Below are 18,471 nucleotides of genomic sequence, written 5' to 3' on the forward strand. Positions count from 1 at the left end.
GACCGGCCACAGCCTCGCGGAAGTCCTCCAGCATCGGATCCATCAACGACGAGTGAAAGGCATGGCTGACCAGCAAACGCCTAGTCTTCCGCCCCTCCCCCACAAACCGCTCCACCACAGCAGCCACCGCCGCCTCCACACCGGAGACCACCACCGACGACGGCCCATTGACCGCACCCAACGACACCTCTTCAGTCAGGAACGGCGCGACCTCGTCCTCGGATGCCTCGATGGCGGCCATCGCACCGCCCTCCGGCAACGCCTCCATCAACCGCGCACGCGCCGACACCAACGCACACGCATCAGGAAGCGAGAACACCCCGGCAACATGGGCAGCGGCGATCTCACCAATGGAATGCCCGGCGAGATAGTCGGGCCGGATGCCCCACGATTCGGCCAGGCGGAACAGCGCCACCTCCAACGCGAACAGCGCAGGCTGAGCCCACCCCGTACGATTCAGCGCCTGTTCGTCCTCGCCCCAAACCACATCCCGCAGACCCGGATCCAGATACGACAACACCGCATCGAAAGCCTCGGCGAAGACCGGGAACCGGGCATACAACTCCCGCCCCATACCAAGCCGTTGACTCCCCTGACCCGAGAAGACCACCGCCAGCAGACCCGGGTCCTGAGCCGCCACACCCCGAGCAGCCTCGGTCAGACCCTCCTCATCGGCCAGCAGCACCGCACGATGCTCGAACACCGACCGGGAGACCACCGACGAGAAACCCACATCCAACCGCGAACGCTCCCGGGCGCAGGCACCCAACGCCTCCACCTGCCCATCCAACGCACCCGCCGCCTTCGCCGACGCCAACACCGGCACGACAGCGGGGACTTGGGTGGCCGGAGCGGCGTCGCCGGTCTTTCCACGGTCTTCGGTATCCGTGGAGGGAGGTGCCTCTTCGAGGATCGCGTGGGCGTTGGTGCCGCTGATCCCGAACGAGGAGACGCCCGCGCGCCGTGCACGCCCCACCTGAGGCCACGCCACCCGCTCCGTGAGCAGTTCGACCGCGCCGGCGTCCCAATGGACGTGCGAGGACGGGGAATCGACATGCAACGTCCGCGGCAACTCGCCGTGACGCAGCGCCTCCACCATCTTGATCACACCCGCGGCGCCCGCAGCCGCCTGCGTATGACCCAGATTCGACTTCACCGACCCCAACAACAACGGCCGATCCGACTCCCGATCCTGCCCATACGTCGACAACAGCGCCTGCGCCTCGATCGGATCACCCAACGCCGTCCCGGTGCCATGCGCCTCCACCGCATCCACATCCGACGCCGACAACCCCGCACTCGCCAACGCCTGCCGAATCACCCGCTGCTGCGACGGACCATTCGGCGCCGTCAAACCATTCGACGCACCGTCCTGATTCACCGCAGAACCCCGCACCACCGCCAGCACCCGATGCCCAAGACGCTCCGCATCCGAGAGCCGCTCCAACACCAGCACGCCCACACCCTCGGACCAGCCCATGCCGTCCGCGCCATCCGCGAACGCCTTGCACCGGCCGTCCGCCGCAAGACCGCCCTGCCGGGAGAACTCCACGAAGGTGCCCGGAGTCGACATGACCGTCGCGCCTCCGGCGAGGGCGAGCGAGCACTCGCCGCTGTGCAGGGACCGTACGGCCCAGTGCAGCGCCACCAGTGACGACGAGCACGCGGTGTCCACCGTCACCGCCGGACCCTCGAAGCCGAGGGCGTAGGACACCCGGCCGGAGGCGACGCTGCCGGCGGTGCCGGTCGTCCAGTAGCCCTCGGTCCCCTCCGGTGCCGCGTCCAGGTGTGTGCCGTAGTCGTGGTACATCACGCCGGTGAACACGCCTGTGCGCGAGCCGCGCAGGGAGGCCGGGTCGAGCCGGGCCTGCTCGATCGCCTCCCAGGACGTCTCCAGCAGCAGCCGCTGCTGCGGATCCATCGCCAGCGCCTCACGCGGCGAGATCCCGAAGAAGCCCGCGTCGAAGTCGGCGGCGTCGTAGAGGAATCCGCCGCGGCGGGTGTCGCTGGTGCCGGCCCGGCCGGCGGGGCCGCCGCCGTCGAAGAGCCGCCGGAGGTCCCAGCCGCGGTCGGCCGGGAAGTCCGAGGTGACCTCGGCGCCGTCCGCGACGAGTCGCCACAGGTCCTCGGGCGAGCTGATGCCGCCCGGGTAGCGGCAGGCCATGCCGACGACGGCGATGGGCTCGTCGGGTGCGTGCCGCGGCTGCTCCGCCACGTCCTGTCCCGCCGTACCGGACACCGTGCCCGCACCTGCCGCCGTGCCGGATTCCGAGTCGGGCCGCTCGTCGAGGAGTTCGGCGCGCAGGTGCCGGGCCAGGGACTCCGGTGTGGGGTGGTCGAAGGCGACGGGTGCGGGGAGCCGCAGGCCGGTGGCGGCGCTGAGACGGTTGCTCAGCTGTACGGCGCTCACGGAGGTGAGGCCGATCTCGCGGAACGTCCTTGCGGCGGCGGCCTGTTCGGCACCGGCGGCGCCGAGGACAGCGGCCGTCTCGCTGCGGACCAGTTCGAGGAGGTGGCCGGTCTGCTCCTCGGGCGGCATCTCGCCGAGGCGACGGCGCAGCGCGCTCAGTTCGTCCTGGTCGGGGGCGCTCAGCGGTGCGGTGTCGAGCAGTCCTCGCAACAGTGGGCGCACGCCGCCCGCGGTGGTCCGCTCCACGGGCCCGCTGTCGGTGATGCGCATGACGAGTGCCTGCGTGAGCTTCGCGGGGGCGGCGACGTCGAACATGGCGGTGAGTTCGTGCGGCCGGGTGGCCGGGCCCGCCGACAGGCACAGGGCGGGCAGCCCGCGGGAGCGGCGGTGGAGTGCGAGGGCGTCGAGGAAGGCGCCGGCGGCGGCTTGTTCGTCGTGTTCTGCGGTGCCGAGTACGCCGTCGTGTGAGCCGATGGTGACGAACGCGGCGAGGCCGGTGTCCTTGGTGAGCTGGTGAAGGCTGACGGCGGCTCGGGCGACGGGCCCGAACACCGGTTGTCCGCCGTCGGGTTGGGCGAGTGCCGCGGGTGAGGGCGGTGCGGCTTCGCCTGTGTCGGCCGCGCAGTGGACGACGGCGGTGAGGGGGCGGCCGGCTTGTTCCAGCGCGGCGGCCAGGTCGGCGCGGTCGGTGGTGTCGCAGGCGGTGACGGTGGTGTGGGCGCCGAGTTCGGTCAGTTCGCGTGCCAGGCCGGCTGTGGCGTCGTCGGCGCGGCCTCGGCGGCTTGCGAGCAGCACGTGCCGTGCGCCGTAGGCGGCGACGAGGTGGCGGGTGAGGGCGGCGCCGGTGGGGCCGGGTTCGCCGGCGACGGCGACGGTGCCTTCGGGGTCGAGCCGCACTACGGCGCCGCGGTCGGCGGTGGCGGAGGCGCGGGTGAGCCGCGGGGCGAGGGCGACGCCCGAACGGACGGCGATCTGGGGCTCGTCGAGGGTGGGGGCGAGTGCCACGAGGGTGCGGGAGTCGTCGTCGCGGTCGATGTCGACGTGGGTGATGCGGCCGGGGTGCCGGTCCTGCTGGGCGCGCAGTGCTCCCCACAGCGGGGCGTGGACCAGGTCTGCGGCCTGTTCGTCGGCTCCGGTGGCGACGGCGCCTCGGGAGACGAGGACGAGGGCGCTGCCGGTGAGGGCTTCGTGGCCGGCCCAGGTCCCCAACGTGTCCTGGTGGCGGCGGAGTTCGGCGTCGGCGGTGGCTGCGAGGTCTCCGGCGGGGTCGGTGTCGTCGGGTGCGCAGAGCAGGACCGTCTGCGGTGCGGGAGCGCCCGCGGTGACGTTGTCGAGCAGGGATTCCAGGTCGGGGTGGTGGGCGACGTCGTGCCCTGCGTCGGTGACGGCGGTGGCGAGGCCGTAGGGGTCGGGCCCCAGCAGCGCCCAGTGCGTTCTGCCGGTCGGGGTGGTGCCGGTGGTGGCGTGTACGGAGGGCAGGGGCACCCAGTCGGTGTGCAGCAGGGACTCATGCCGGCTGCCGCCGGCCGCCCGCAGGCGTGCGGGGCGTTCCAGCAGGACGTGACGGGTGATCTTGCCGGAGGAGGTGCGGGGGATGCCGTCGGTCTCGTAGATCTCCTCGGGGACCTTGAAGTTGGCGAGCTGTTCCCGGCAGGCGGCGTAGAGGGCTTCGGGGTCGAGTCCGTCTCCTCCGGGCACGACGAAGGCGACGGGCACCTCGCCGAGTACGTCGTGGGGGCGGCCGACGACGGCGGCGTCGGCGACGGACGGCACCTGGAGGAGGACGCCTTCGACTTCGGCGGGGTGGATGTTCTCGCCGCTGCGGATGATGAGTTCCTTCACGCGTCCGGTGATGCTGAGGTAGCCGAACGCGTCGCGGCGGGCGAGGTCGCCGGTGCGGTACCAGCCGCCGGGCAGCGCCTCGGCGGTCGCTTCGGGCTGGTTGTGGTAGCCGGACATGAGGTTGGGGCCCTGCACCCAGACTTCGCCTTCACGGCCGGTGGGTACGTCGTGGCCCGTGTCGGGGTCGACCAGGCGCAGCGACAGGCCGGGCACGGGCAGTCCGCAGGAGCCGTCGATGCGTGTCCCGTCGGGCCAGTTGACGGTCATCAGGCCGCAGGTCTCGGTGCTGCCGTAGCCGTCGAGCAGGGGGACCCGGAACGTCTCCTCGAAGTCGCGGCGCAGCGCGGCCGGGCAGACGGAGCCGGCGGTCAGGCAGCGCTGGAGGCTGCCGGTGTGCACGTCGTCGTCCTCTTCGCGGGCTGCGGCGAGGAGTTGGTGGTACATGGCGGGGACGCCGGTGAGGAAGGTGAAGGGCTCCTCCCGCATGGCCTGGAGGACTTCGCCGGGTGAGAAGCCGTCGAGGATGCGGGCGGCGGCCCCGACTGCGGTGACGCCGATGACGCACAGCACGTGGGCGAGGCTGTGGTGGAGCGGCAGGGGCCACAGGACGTGGTCGTCCTCGCGGAGTCCGACGATGGGCGAGTAGCAGGCCGCGACGGACCACAGGCAGCTGCGCTGGCTGGAGAGGACGCCCTTGGGCTTGCCGGTGGTGCCGGAGGTGTAGAGCATCCAGGCGGTGTCGTCGAGGTCCTGGTCGTCGCGGGCGGGGGCGGGCGCTTCGCGGGCGAGCAGGTCCTGGTAGGAGACGACGGTTCCGGCGGCGTCCCAGGGCAGGGGGTCGGGGCCGGTGACGACGACGCGCAGGTGGGTCCGCTCGGGGAGCATCGAGCGGACCTGGTCGAGGTGGGCGGGGTCGGTGATGACGACGCGTGCTCCGGAGTCGTCGAGTACGTAGGCGAGTTCGGCGTCGGCGGAGTGGGGGTTGAGGGGTACGGCGACGCCGGCGGCGCGGATGATCGCCAGGTAGCTCTCGATGGTCTCGACGCAGTTGCCGAGGTAGATCAGGGCGCGGTCGCCGGGTTGCAGCCGAAGGCCGGCCAGGTGGCCGGCGAGGCGGCCGGTGCGCTCTTCGAGGTCGCGGTAGGTGAGGCTGCGGCGGCGGTCGCGGAACGCGGGCTTGTCGCCGCGGAGTTCGGCGTGCTCCTCCAGCAGCTCGGGCAAGGGCCGGATCAGTTCGATGCGAAACATCCCGAGGCGCTCCCCTGGTTCAGGCCCTGGCCGGCCGTGTCAGCTTGCTACCCGGGGGAGCGTCCCACCGCCGGGACTAGGAAATCACCTAACAAACCCCTGTCACCCCCCTATCTTCTCGCCGCGCCATGGTTGGCTGCGGCTGGGTGCGAAAAAGCCGCGGCGGCGCTGTTAACGTCCCGGTGGAGAGGTTCGGAAAGCTCCGCACTTCGGAACTCCGGCCCTTGCCGGCCTTTTTGTTTCTGGTTGCCGGGTGTGGCGCCGAGCGCCCGGGAAGGGATTGACGATGACATACGCCGATGTCGCGGTGGCGTTGCCTTCTTCGAGGTTCATGAGTCTCAAGGAGGCGGACGCGGAGAATTCGCGGGAATCCACTCTTGGAATCGTGCGGTACACGACGGAATGTGTGGCGCCTGAACTGGTGGGCGGCACGGTCGAGTCGAGTGTGCACATGGCGGTCTCCGAGGACAGCGAGTTCGCGGAGGTGTGGAGTGCGGGCGCGGTGGCGGAGCGGGACGAGCGCGACGGAATCGCCTGGGCCCACGACGGTGAGTACCTGTTCTGCGCGGGCCTCATACCCCCGGGCCCCAGCTATGCGGAGGGCACACGGGCGGCGTACGTCAACGCGTTGGACCTGATGGAAACCCTCGGTTTCACGAACTGCTTCCGCATGTGGAACTTCGTCAACAGGATCAATGAGGACAATGCGGACGGCCTGGAGGTCTACCGGGACTTCTGCCGGGGCCGTGCGGAGGCCTTCGAACGGTTCCGCTTCCGGGAAGCGCAGCTTCCCGCGGCGACGGGCATCGGGGCACTCGGCGGCGGCATCGCATTCTATTTCCTGGCGAGCAGGTCGGCGGTTCTCACGTCGGTCGAGAACTCGAAGCAGATTCCGCCGTATCACTATCCTCCGCGGTACGGGCCGAGGCCTCCGAAGTTCTCGAGGGCTACGTGCCTTTCACGTGTGGGGGCGGATTCGGCGGCGGAGCAGATCTACGTTTCCGGCACCGCCAGCATTCGCGGTCATGAGACTCTCTTCCCGGACGATATCGAGCGGCAGTGCGCGCTCGCACTGGACAACATCGCCCATGTGATCGGGGAGGAGAACCTTTCCGCGTACGGGGTGCGGGAAGGCCGCGCGCTGACGGATCTGCGCAACGTCAAGGTGTACGTACGCAATCCGGAAGACATACCCGTGGTGCGGGACATGTGCGCCCGTGCCTTTTCCCCGGAGGCGGACGTCGCTTTCCTCAACGTCGACATCTGCCGCTCCGACCTGCTGGTGGAGATCGAGAGCGTCGTCGACTGACCGCCGGTCGGGCAAGGGGCCCGTACTCGCGGTCCGGCCGCCCCGCCCACAGCACCCTTCGACCCAGACCCCAGACCCCGAGACCACGGGCCCTCAGCCTCCGAGACCCCAGACCCCGAGACCACATGGGAGATCCGGCCTCATGCAGCTCACCGGGACCCGGCCCGCCGGCCGGCCCGCCGCCACGCGGAGTCCGGCGCCGCCGCAGCAGCCGGACTGGGACGACCACCCCGACCTTGAGCGCATCCGGGGTGAACTCGCCGCGGCGCGCGGGCTGGTGACCGCCGAGGAGGTGGCGGCGGCACGCCGCGCGCTGGCCTCGGTGGCGCGCGGCTCGGCCCGGGCGCTACAGGCAGGCGACTGCGCGGAGGGCTTCGCCGACAGCGGCCGTCCCCGCACCCGGGCGAAGGCGGCGGCGCTCGGCGGGCTCGCCGGCCATGTGAGCCGCCGCGTGGGAGAGGACGTCGTGCTCTTCGCCCGGATGGCAGGCCAGTACGCCAAGCCGCGCAGCCATGGGACGGAGACCCTCGACGGTGCTGAACTGCCCGTATACAGGGGCGACTTGGTCAACTCGCCCGCCGCGGACGCCGCTTCGCGCCGCCACGATCCGCACCGGATGCTGCGGGCGTACCGCGCGGGCGCCGAAGTGCTGGACGCGCTGCGGGACCACCACCGCGACCACCACGGCGACGGCGACCGCGACGGCCGTACCGGCGCGCGGGGCGAGAGGCAGGGCGAGGAGCAGGGACCGAAGGAGCGGGGACCGTGGGTGTGCCACGAGGCGCTCGTCCTGGACTACGAGGAGCCGCAGCTTCGCGTGGACCCGCTGACGGGAGGGACGTATCTGTCCTCCACGCACTTCCCGTGGGTCGGCGCCCGTACTCGACAGCCCGACGGCGCCCATGTAAGGCTGCTGGCCTCGGTGGGCAACCCCGTCGGCTGCAAGATCGGGCCGTCGGCCGACCCGCAGAGCGTGGTCCGGCTGTGCGAGGCCCTCGACCCGGACCGCGAACCGGGAAGGCTGACACTGATCGTGCGCATGGGCCGGGCAGCGCTGCCGGAGCTGCTGCCCGACGTGGTCCGGCACGTACGGCGCGCGGGACATCCGGTGGTCTGGCTCAGCGATCCGATGCACGGCAACACCGTGCGCACCCGGTCGGGACTGAAGACCCGGCACCTTGACGACATGATCGAGGAGGCCCGCTGTTTCGTACGCGTCCTGGAAGGCGCGCGACTGCACCCGGGCGGGCTCCATCTGGAGGTCGCGGACCACGAGGTGACGGAGTGCGTCGGCGGCCCGGTCCGTGACGAGTCGGCTCTCGCGGCACGCTATGAGTCGCTGTGCGACCCGAGGCTCGGCCCCGAGCAGGCCCGGCAGCTCGTCGACGCCGTCCTGTGACCGCCCGGCGCGGCGCGTACCGGCGCAACGGGCCGACGGAACGGCCCGGCGGGGAACCCGCCACGAAGAACAACGAACGAGCGAGAGTGAGCGGATGAGTCGGATGTCGCACTCTGCCGAGCCCCACAGTGACAGTGCCGGAGCCGGAGCCGGAGCCGGTGACGGAGCCGGGACCGACGCGGACGTGGTCGTGGTCGGCTGCGGCCCGGTCGGCCTCGTGCTCTCCCTGCTGCTCGCCCACCGGGGGCGGCGGGTGGTCGTCCTGGAGCAGTACCCCGACCAGTACCCGTTCCCGCGTGTGGTGGCCTTCGACGGCGAGACGGCGCGCAACTTCGCCTCCGCCGGCATCGGGGAGTCGCTGAACGAACTGGGCGAGGCGCTGGGCGAGTACGCCTTCCAGAATGCGGCCGGGCAGAAGCTGCTGAGCTTCGAGGCGCCCTACCGGCCCGACCGGGACGGCTGGCCGAAGGCCACGGTGATGCACCAGCCGACGTTCGAGTCGGCGCTGCGGGCGCACGCGGAGACCCTGGATAACGTGCGGCTGCTGACGGGGCACCGGGCCGAGCACCTCGCCGACCACGGCGACCATGTCGAAGTGCTGGCGCCCGGACCGGAGTTGGGCGACCGCCCGCTCACGGCACGCTGGGCCGTCGGCTGCGACGGCGCGAACAGCTTCGTACGGGAGCACATGGGTGCGAAGGTGACGGATCTGGGCTTCACGCACGACTGGCTGCTGTGCGACGTCGTCTTCCACGAGCCGCGCGAGTTCACGCCGAACGACGTGCAGATCTGCGACCCCGCGCGGCCGACGACCATCGTCGCCAGCGGACGCGGCCACCGGCGCTGGGAGTTCATGCGGCTGCCGGGCGAGACCAACGAGGAGCTCAGCACGGTCGAGCGCATGTGGGAACTGCTGGAGCCGCACGGCGTCACCCCGGACAACGCCACGCTCACACGCAACATCGTCTACACCTTCCAGGCCTCGACGACGGACAAGTGGCGGGCCGGCCGGATGCTGCTGGCCGGGGACTCGGCGCACCAGATGCCGCCGTTCGCCGGTCAGGGCATGTGCTCCGGCATCCGGGACGCGGCCAACCTGGCGTGGAAGCTCGACCTCGTCCTCGGCGGTGTCGCCGGTGAACGGCTGCTGGACACCTACCAGGCCGAGCGGGGCAAGCAGGTGCGGCACACCATCGACATGTCCGTCGAAGTCGGCAGGATCGTCTCCGAGTTGGACCAGGAGGCGGCGGAGCGGCGGGACGCCTATCTGCTGGCCATGAAGGAGGACGCCCCCGAGCGGGACGTGGCGCCCTCGTTCTTCCCCCTGGAGGACGGCGTGCTCCGGCGGGACGCCCGCGCCGCGGACGGCGGTCCGACGGGCGGCCTGGTGCCGCAGGGCCGCGTGGCGCGCGGCGAGGAGCGGGGCCTCTTCGACGACGTCGCGGGCCGCGGCTTCGTCCTCCTCAGCACGCTCGACCCGTACGAGGTGCTGGAGGGGAAGAACCTGGCGTTCCTGGAACGCCTGGACGCACATCTCGTACGGGTGCTTCCCGTGGGCACCCCGCCGAAGCAGGTCAAGCCGCACGAGGTCGTCGACCTGGAGAACGTCTACCTTCCCTTCCTCGACGGCGCGGGATCGGTGGCGGTGCTGGTGCGTCCGGACTTCCACGTCTTCGGCACGGCCCGCGACCGTTCGGACCTGCCGCGGCTGGTGGGCGATCTGCGGCGGCAGTTGACGGCGACCGCGGCCCTGTCGCGGGCACCGCTCGCGGCGCGCTGACGGCCCCTGGCGGCCCGCCCTCGCCGGCAACGGCGGGGCGTCGCAAGGCGGGTGGTGCACAGCGGGCGACGCGGCGGCCGGCGGGCCACGCACCGCCGCATGACCGGGGCGTGCCTGACGGAGGGGCTCCCCCACCGTGCCCCTTCCGCGTGGCCTAGGCGGTGTCCGGCAGATACGTCTGGAGCTCGGACGGCAGGTCCCGGCGGTACTTCACCTTCAGCTTGCGGTAGACGCGCGTGAGGTGCTGCTCGATGGTGCTGGGCGTGATGCACAGCTTCGCCGCGATCTCCCGATTGGTGTGCCCGGCGGCGGCCAGCGCGGCGACGCGGCGCTCCGCGTCGGTGAGCGCCCCCAGGGTCTCTGCTCGCGCCCTGCCGGAGTCCGCGACCTCCAACCGGCTGCGACTGGGCAGCAGTTCATCGCACAGCTCGGCCGCGCCGCACGCGTCGGCCACGTGCCAGCCCCGCCGGGCCACGGTCCAGGCGCGGCGATGAGCCCTCAGTTCCCGGTGGGCGGCGCTGAGGTCGGCGAGCGCACGGGCCAGCTCCCACTGGTCCCCGCGCTCCTCCAGGATCGCTACGGACTCCGCGAGGAGCTGAAGCCGGTTGTGCGGCGAGCTGAGGCCCGCCAGCAGCCGCAGCGCCACACCGCGGGTGCGGGAGGGGCCCGGACCCAGCTTGGCGAGCTGCTCGTTGACCAGGCGCCTGGCTTCGTCGCGGTCGCCGCCCGCCTGGCGCAGCCACGTCTCGGCGGTGCAGGTGCGCCACGGTACGAGACCGGGCATGTCCACGCCCCACTGCGTCATCAGCTCGCGGCAGGAGAGGAAGTCCGCGGCGGCCGCGTAGTGCCGGTCGGCGGCCAGATAGTGGCGGCCGCGGGCGTGCAGGTAGTGCAGCCCGTAGCGGGTGTGGAACATCGCGTCGGGCACCGGCTGCCGCAGGTGCGCGGCGGCGTCGTCGTGGCGTCCCATGCCGGTGGCGGCCAGGACCAGGGTGCCCAGAGGCAGTCCCACGAGCACGCCCCACGCGGGCACCGGCAGCAGCGCCAGCGCACCGCTCGCATGCTCGTACGCGGCCGGCAACTCGCCGCAGCGCAACGCGATTTCGGCACGCGCGGCGGCGAAGTGCGCCTGCGCCACGGTCGCACCGGCGGCCCGGCTCTCCTCCAGCAGCCGCTCGCACCAGGGTTGGGCGATCTCCAGCCGGTCCGCGTAGAGGAGCGCGTACAGGGCGAGGAGCGCCGGTTCCACGCCCCAGACCGTCGTGTCGCTGGGGCGTGCGGCCTGGAGGACGTGCTCGGCGTCGGCCACGGCGTCGTCGGTTGCGCCCTGCCCGAGCACCTGGGCCAGGGCGGTCGCAGACGTCAGCAGCGGCCGTACGGAGGGCCCGTGCGCACCCGCCGGCGACAGTGCGGGCACCGGGGACTCCCGGTGGGCCAGGCGTGGATGGGTGCAGGCCAGCCACATCTCCACAGCGCGCAGTTCGGCGGCCTCGCGGGCGTGCGGCTCCCGCCCGGCACCGCGTGCGCGCCGCAGGGCGGCGGCCGCGTCGTCGGTGCGGCCGTGCCGGAGCAGCGGCCCGACCAGCGCCGTGGCGTCCCGCGCGGTGACCGTGTCCTCGCGCAGGGCCGCGGCCAGTTCCGGCAGCCGGCGCGCGGCGGCGGCCGGGTTGACCCGGGACTCGGCGCTCACCAGCTTGACCTCGGCGGCGGTCCGGCTCCGCGCATCAGTGCAGGCGTCGCGCACCAACTCCAGGCAGCTCACGGCGGTTCGGGGACGCTCGGCGCGCAGCGCGTGCTCGGCGGCCTCGTGCAGCACGGGCAGCAGCGAGGCGTCCTCCAGGTGCCCGGCGGTCAGCAGATGGGGCGCGATGCGGTCGGCGGGGGCTCCCTCGCCGTGCAGCAGCGCGGCGGCCGCCAGATGCAGCCGGCTGCGCTCCCCGGACGAGAGGCTCTCCAGGACGGCGGTGCGCACCGCCGGGTGCCGCAGGCCGCCGTCGTAAAGCAGTCCCGTCTCCTCCAGCCTGCTGAGCGCCTCCGCCACCGTGGCGGTGTCCGAGCCGGTGAGGCGGGCGAGGGCGTCGGTGCGGGCAGGGCCGTCCAGCACGCACAGCGCGCGCATCACCGCGGGGGCGGCGGCCTCGCAGCGTTCCATGCAACTGAGCAGCGCCTTCTGGAAGTCGGGGCCGCGGCCGACGCCGCCGTCGCGCACGCCCGACCGCCGGTCCTCCAGCAGTGCGCGTACCAGCAGCGGGTTGCCGCCGCCCGCCCGTAGGATCTCGGCGCCCTCATCCGCAGCGCTGTCGTCCGCAGCGCCCGCGTCCAAGGCGCCCTCGTCCCCGGCGCCTTGGTCCGCTGCCGCACCGCCATCGGCCGCCTCGCCAGCGGCCGCCTCGTCCGCGGCGACGGCGTCCCCGGCCCCGCCGTCTCTGCCCCCGGCGTGCGCGGCGACACAGGCGGCCACGCCCCGTTCGGTCAGCAGCGGCACCTCGACGGTGCGGCAGTACGGGTGGCGCAGCAGCTCCGTGTGGAGCGGCGAACAGCCCGTGCGCGGCGCCGGGATGTCGGTGAGGACGAGCAGCACCCGGGCCGGGCCGAGCCTGCGCACGAGGTAGAGCAGCCAGTGCATCGAGGGGGCGTCGACGTGGCGTACGTCCTCCACGCCGATCAGCACGGTGCGGGTGCCGGCCGCGGCGAGCACCGTCCCGCACAGGGCGTCCAGTACACGGGCGGCCGCAGGGGTGCCCGCGTCGAAACCGCCGTCGGGACCGCCCGACTCGCCCTGCTCCCCGGCCACATGGCGGGCCTGCTCCAGCAGCCGGTCGGTCGCGTCGCCCGCGTACAGGGCAGGGGTGCGCAGCAGCCGTGAGGCGACGCCGAAGGGCAGAGCGCACTCGGAGGCGGAGCAGACGACGGTGGAGACCAGAGCGCCCCGCTCCTCGGTGCCGTCTCCCGCACCGTCCGGCTCGGGCGGCCGGTGCGGCCCGCCGGGTCCAGACGGTCCGTCGGGTCCGTGCGGTCCGGGTGCGGCGGCGAACTCCGCGAACGCGTGCAGGAGTTCGGTCTTCCCGGCGGCGACGGGCCCGGTGACCAGCGCGACCCGCCCGTACCCGCCGCCGGCGTCCGTCAGGAGCCGCGTCAGGCGGGACCACTGGGCGCCGCGTTCGACCAGGCGGGGCGGGCAGGCCCTGCGGTCCGTCGTCCCCTTCATGATCCAGAACTCCTCGCCTGACGGCGCCCGGCACGGCGATCGTCGTCCCAGGTCGCGGGGTTGATCCTGATTCTCGGTCCGGCGAACTAGGGGATCTCCTCGAGTTGGCCGCCGGGCGGGGACACCTCCGTGGCGCTCGTGCACGATGTGGGGGTCAAGGGCCCCGCACGGCGGACCAATCCCGTGCCGGACACGGCCTGCCACTCCTGAAGGGTGTTTGCCGAATGAGCGCGAGCCAGCAGCCCATTCTGTTCGTGGGGCTCCCGGAGAGCGGTCTGCTCAACTCGATGCTCGTCCTCGTCGAGGAGCTCTCCCGGCAGGGCGTGGAGGACCTGTGGTTCGCCACGGACGAGCCGCGGCGCTCCGACGTGGAGGCGCTGAGCGTGGGCAGCACGGTCGACTTCAGCTCCCTGGGCGAAATCGTGCCGCAGATGTCGTCGGTGACGTGGGACGACGAGACCTACCGGCGGGTGACGCAGCGGTCGCGCTTCAAGGCCCGACGTGCCGTGATCGAGCAGACCTTCGCCCCGGAGCTGCGGGTGGAGAAATACCGCAGGCTGGAGGAGGCCGTCGAGAAGATCCAGCCGGCGCTGATGGTGGTCGAGAGCATGTGCCAGTACGGGTGCGAGCTGGCGATCACCAAGAAGATCCCGTACGTGCTGAGCGTCCCGTTCGTCATCAGCAACGTGCTGACGTCCACGGTTCCGGTCGGCAGGTCGTACGCGCCGAAGGACTTCCCCGTGCCGCACTCGGGGCTCCCCCACGAGATGAATCTGCGTCAGCGGCTGGCGAACCGCCTGTTCAAGTGGCGGACGCTGGCGATGTTCCTCTCCTCCGCCATGCGTGAGCGCAATGCGCGCGACGCGCAGGTCCGCGAGGAGCTGGGCATCGACCCGGCCTCCAACTCGCTGCTGGCCAGGGTGGATTCGGCGGAGATGGTGCTGTGCTACTCGGTGCCGGAGCTCGACTACCCGCTGCCGGTGCCGGATTCGGTGCGGATGGTGGGTGCGATGGTCCCGCCGCTGCCGCAGTCCGAGCCGGGCGAGCTGACCGAGTGGCTGGACGCCCACGAGTCCGTCGTCTACATGGGCTTCGGGACGATCACGCGCCTGACCCGTGATCAGGTCGGCGCGCTGGTGGAGGTGGCCCGCCGGCTGGAGGGCGAGCACCACGTGCTGTGGAAGCTGCCCGAGGACCAGCAGCAGTGGCTGCCGCCGGCCGGTGAACTGCCCGGCAACCTCCGCGTGGAGAGCTGGGTCCCCTCACAGCTCGACGTGCTGGCACACGAGCACGTGTCGGCGTTCTTCACCCACGGCGGCGGCAACGCCTACCACGAGGGCGTCTACTTCGGTAAGCCGATGGTGATGCGCCCGCTGTGGGTGGACTGCTACGACCAGGCCGTCCGCGCCCAGGACTTCGGCGTCGGCCTGACCCTCGACAAGCCGCGCACCGTCGACCCCGACGACGTGGTGGACAAGCTGACCCGGGTCATGGGCGAGCCCTCGTTCCGGGAGAACGCCGAACGGCTGGGGCGGCTCCAGCGCGAGGCCGGCGGGCGGGAGCGGGCGGCCGAGCTGATCCGCTCCCTGCCGGCGGCGTCCGGGCAGGAGGGTGAGTGAGGCGGCCATGAGCTTCACCTACCCGGTCTCCAAGCCGTCCCTGCTGGGCGGCGAACTCGACTACGTGACGCGCGCCGTGACCGACGGCTGGATCTCCTCGCAGGGCTCGTACGTCCGCGAGTTCGAGAACGCCTTCGCGAGCTACAACTCCATCGCGCACGGGGTCGCCTGTTCCTCCGGCACCGCCGCACTCACACTCGCACTACGGGCGCTTGGGATGGGCCCCGGCGACGAGGTGGTGGTGCCGGAGTTCACCATGGTCGCCACGGCGTGGGCCGTCACGCACACCGGCGCGACACCCGTATTCGTCGACTGCGGGGACGACTTGAACATCGACGTCGCCCGCATCGAGGAGAAGATCACTCCCCGCACCCGTGCGCTGCTGCCCGTCCACATCTACGGGCGCCGCTGCGACATGGACGCGATCATGGAGCTGGCGCACGACTACAACCTGCGCGTCGTCGAGGACTCCGCGGAGGCCCACGGCGTGCCGCCCGTCGGCGACATCGCCTGCTACTCGCTCTTCGCCAACAAGATCATCACCGCCGGGGAGGGCGGGATCTGCCTCACCGGCGACGCCCGCCTCGCCGAGCAGATGGCGCACCTGCGGGCGATGGCCTTCAGCAAGGACCACAACTTCCTGCACAAGAAGGTCGCCTACAACTTCCGCATGACCAATCTCCAGGCCGGGGTGGCGCTCGCCCAGGTGGAGCGCCTGGACGAGATCCTCGCCGCCCGCCGCCGGATCGAGAAGCACTACCAGCAGGGCCTTCAGGACGTCGACGGCGTCACGCTGCTGCCCGAGCGGGACGTGCTGTGGATGTTCGACCTGCTTGCGGAACGCCGCGACGAACTGCGCGCGTTCCTCGCCGACGCCGGCATCGAGACGCGGCTGTTCTTCAAGCCGATGAGCCGGCAGCCCTGCTACCTCGACCCCGTCTGGCCGTCGCTGAAGGCGTCGCGCTTCAGCGAGGACGGGCTGTACCTGCCGACGTACACCGACCTCACCGAGTCCGGCCAGGACTACATCATCGGCAAGGTCCGCGAGTTCTACGGCGCCAACTGATCCCCGAGCACACGGAGTTGTCAGATGACGAGCACAGAGGCGGACCTCGTCCCCTTCATGCTGCGGCGTCCCGGCGAGCCGTTCCCGCCCACGGAGTACGCGCAGTTCCGGCAGCGGCCGGGCCTGGTCCGCGCGGAGCTGCCCACCGGGGACGTGGTGTGGCTGGTCACCCGGCACGAGGAGGTGCGTGCCGTGCTGACCGACCCGAGGATCAGCTCCGATCCCAGCCGTGAGGGCTTCCCCAGCCCGGGCCGCACCGGCGGCGTGCCGGACTCGGAGACGGTGCCCGGCTGGTTCGTGGCGCTCGATCCCCCGGACCACGACAAGTACCGCAGGGCGCTCATCCCGGAGTTCACCGTCCGCCGCATCAGGGCGCTGCGCCCCGCGGTGCAGGAGATCGTGGACGGCTGCATCGACACGGTGCTCTCCCGCGGCGAAGGCGCCGACCTGATGGCCGACTTCGCGTTGTCCGTGCCGTCGCTGGTGATCTCCTCGCTGCTGGGCGTGCCCAAGGTCGACCGGGAGTTCTTCGAGGCAAAGACCCGCGTGCTGGTGACGATCTCCTCCACCGACGAGGAGCGTGAGGACGCCAGCAGGCAGCTGCTGCGCTACTTGACGCGGCTGATCGCGATCAAGCAGAAGCGCCCGGCCGACGACCTGATCAGCAGGCTGGTGGCGGGCGGTGCCCTCACGCCGCAGGAGATGTCGGGCATCGCGATGCTGCTGCTGATAGCGGGGCACGAGACGACGGCGAACAACATCGCGCTCGGCGTGGTGACGCTGCTGGCCAACCCCGAGTGGGTCGGCGACGAGCGCACCGTCGAGGAGCTGCTGCGGCTGCACTCGGTCGCCGACCTGGTGGCGCTGCGGGTGGCCGTGGAGGACGTGGAGATCGGCGGCCAGCTCGTCCGCGCCGGCGAGGGCGTCGTACCGCTGGTGGCCGCGGCCAACCACGACCCCCGGCTCTTCGACCATCCCCACCGGTTCGATCCCGAGCGTTCCGCGCAGCAGCATGTGGCGTTCGGCTACGGCGTGCACCAGTGCCTCGGGCAGAACCTGGTCCGCGTGGAGATGGACGTCGCCTACCGCACGCTCTTCGAGCGGATTCCCACGCTGGAGGTCGCCGTGCCGCTGGAGGAGCTGCCGTTCAAGTACGACGGCGTGCTCTTCGGGCTGCACTCCCTCCCGGTCCGCTGGTAACAACTCACGCAGGAGGAACCATGGTTCACGTCAGTGTGGTGCCCGACCGCTGTATCGGGGCCGCGCAGTGCGTCCTGACCGCGCCCGACGTCTTCGACCAGGACGAGGACGGGTTCGTCGAGGTGCTCGACGCGCAGCCGGAGGGCGTGCAGGGCGACAAGGCCCGCATGGCCGCCAAGATCTGCCCGTCGCAGTCCATCGTCGTCCGCGATGACGCGGAAGGACCGGAGTAGAGCGCAGACGGCGCCGACAGCGCAGACAGCGCGGAAGGCAGCGGGGGCACAGCCGGGGCCTGAAGCGGCTGCCTTCCGCTTCTGCCGGCCCCACTTCCGCCGGCCCCGCTCCCCCGGGCGCGAACTACGGCGCGGGCGCAGCGTGTTACCGCTGTGCGCCGTGCCCGCGCCCGTGGTCCGCCCTGCCGGACAGCGTCACTTGACGAAGTCCTGCACGACCTTCGGCGGCCACGTGCCCACGTTGAGCACACCCATCGAGTACGCCCGGGAGACCAGGGCCGCCCTGTTCGGCACCCTCAGCTTCCGCAGCAGGCCCGTGACGTGGTACTCGACGCCCTGCCTGCTCAGGTAGAGCCGTGAGGCGAGGTGGATCGTGGAGAGACCCGCCGCGATGCCCTCGAGTATCCGTGCGTCGATGTCGCTCAGCAGCTTCTTGCGGGCCGGGAGCACGTTCACGTCCTCCGCCTTCTCCGAGGCCCGCATGAAGATCAGCACCGCGGACACCTGCGGCGAATCGCCGGAGACGGCCGCCGCCGTGAGGGAGCCGACGAACGCCGCCGACTCCTCGGGCCGCACCGCGACCACATGCGTGTCGAAGAGCTGACGCTTGCCCTCGATGAGCCCGGAGAACTGCCTCAACAGGGGCTGTTTGACGCTGGGGTGGACCAGATCGCGGAAGTTCAGCCCGCACACTTCCGCGGAGGGGGTGCCGAACTGCCGGGAGAACTCCCTGTTCGTCTGCTGGATGACCAGGTCCGGGTCGAGCGACGCCATGCACAGCCCGGGCTGCTGGAGTTGCAGCAGAGGGATCCCGTCGGCGCCGCCCGATGGCTGCGCACACGTAGTCGACCTCGCCGGGCCCGTAGATGCAGTAACCGCCATTTAACTGCCATCCTTTCCGACCCCCAATCAGAAACCTTCCTGAAATGATCCGGAAGGAACTCCTGCCGACCTTTGACGGGGGCTGGTTTTCCGTCTACTGAAAAGGAGGCTATGCAGCGTCCTCTCCGAGGGTCAACGAAATGACTCAGGCCCCGGCTAATCCCGTGGGCCGGCACGAGGACGGTTCGGTCGGCGGTTCGGCTTCGGTACCGGGGTGCGGTCCCGAACCCCCCGGTTCCGGAGAGGATACAACCTCAAGTGCAGCTCAAATGGCC

General features: G+C 71.5%; 10 protein-coding genes. 7 read left to right on the forward strand and 3 right to left on the reverse strand.

The genetic code is table 11. From position 1 onward, the window contains the following. Window positions 1–5,500: type I polyketide synthase (locus tag HCC61_RS28955; RefSeq protein WP_206323159.1), on the reverse strand; the 5,500-nt coding region annotated here is incomplete at its 3' end. A 331-nt stretch (window positions 5,501–5,831) separates the two neighbouring features. Here HCC61_RS28955 and HCC61_RS28960 point away from each other — a divergent pair. The 3 genes from HCC61_RS28960 (at window position 5,832) to HCC61_RS28970 (ending at window position 9,988) form a co-directional block, all read left to right on the forward strand. Next, window positions 5,832–6,809 carry an FkbO/Hyg5 family chorismatase gene (locus HCC61_RS28960; RefSeq protein ID WP_240969393.1) on the forward strand — a complete coding sequence of 326 codons (978 nt, stop codon included), beginning with the start codon at window positions 5,832–5,834 and terminating at the stop codon, window positions 6,807–6,809. Between the two features lie 142 nt (window positions 6,810–6,951). Beyond that, window positions 6,952–8,208, forward strand: a complete 1,257-nt coding sequence (locus HCC61_RS28965; RefSeq protein WP_169140643.1) for a 3-deoxy-7-phosphoheptulonate synthase — start codon at window positions 6,952–6,954, stop codon at window positions 8,206–8,208. 94 nt (window positions 8,209–8,302) lie between these two features. After that, window positions 8,303–9,988: a bifunctional 3-(3-hydroxy-phenyl)propionate/3-hydroxycinnamic acid hydroxylase gene (locus HCC61_RS28970; protein WP_240969389.1), complete on the forward strand. Its 1,686-nt coding sequence runs from the start codon at window positions 8,303–8,305 to the stop codon at window positions 9,986–9,988. A 154-nt stretch (window positions 9,989–10,142) separates the two neighbouring features. On the opposite strand, the gene HCC61_RS28975 is transcribed toward HCC61_RS28970, so the two are convergent. After that, the gene (locus HCC61_RS28975; RefSeq protein ID WP_169140645.1) at window positions 10,143–13,196 is read right to left on the reverse strand and encodes a LuxR C-terminal-related transcriptional regulator; all 3,054 of its coding nucleotides are present in this window, start codon (window positions 13,194–13,196) and stop codon (window positions 10,143–10,145) included. Window positions 13,197–13,420: 224 nt separating this feature from the next. Here HCC61_RS28975 and HCC61_RS28980 point away from each other — a divergent pair, with 224 nt between their 5' ends. The 4 genes from HCC61_RS28980 to HCC61_RS28995 are packed head-to-tail and all read left to right on the forward strand — an operon-like array spanning window position 13,421 to window position 17,314. Further along, on the forward strand, window positions 13,421–14,815 hold the full coding sequence (locus HCC61_RS28980) for a glycosyltransferase (RefSeq protein WP_169140647.1): 1,395 nt from the start codon (window positions 13,421–13,423) through the stop codon (window positions 14,813–14,815). Between the two features lie 7 nt (window positions 14,816–14,822). Beyond that, window positions 14,823–15,881, forward strand: coding sequence for a DegT/DnrJ/EryC1/StrS family aminotransferase (locus HCC61_RS28985; protein WP_169140649.1), 1,059 nt, complete (start codon window positions 14,823–14,825; stop codon window positions 15,879–15,881). Window positions 15,882–15,905: 24 nt separating this feature from the next. After that, window positions 15,906–17,081, forward strand: a complete 1,176-nt coding sequence (locus HCC61_RS28990; RefSeq protein WP_169140651.1) for a cytochrome P450 — start codon at window positions 15,906–15,908, stop codon at window positions 17,079–17,081. A gap of 20 nt (window positions 17,082–17,101) precedes the next feature. After that, a complete protein-coding gene (locus HCC61_RS28995; RefSeq protein ID WP_169140653.1) occupies window positions 17,102–17,314 on the forward strand; it encodes a ferredoxin in 213 nt (70 codons plus the stop codon). A gap of 195 nt (window positions 17,315–17,509) precedes the next feature. Here HCC61_RS28995 and HCC61_RS29000 read toward each other — a convergent pair whose 3' ends face one another. Next, window positions 17,510–18,088, reverse strand: coding sequence for a PAS and helix-turn-helix domain-containing protein (locus HCC61_RS29000; protein ID WP_169140727.1), 579 nt, complete (start codon window positions 18,086–18,088; stop codon window positions 17,510–17,512). Between the last annotated feature and the right edge of the window lie 383 nt (window positions 18,089–18,471).

Source organism: Streptomyces sp. HNM0575 (assembly GCF_012726265.1).
Lineage (GTDB): Bacteria > Actinomycetota > Actinomycetes > Streptomycetales > Streptomycetaceae > Streptomyces.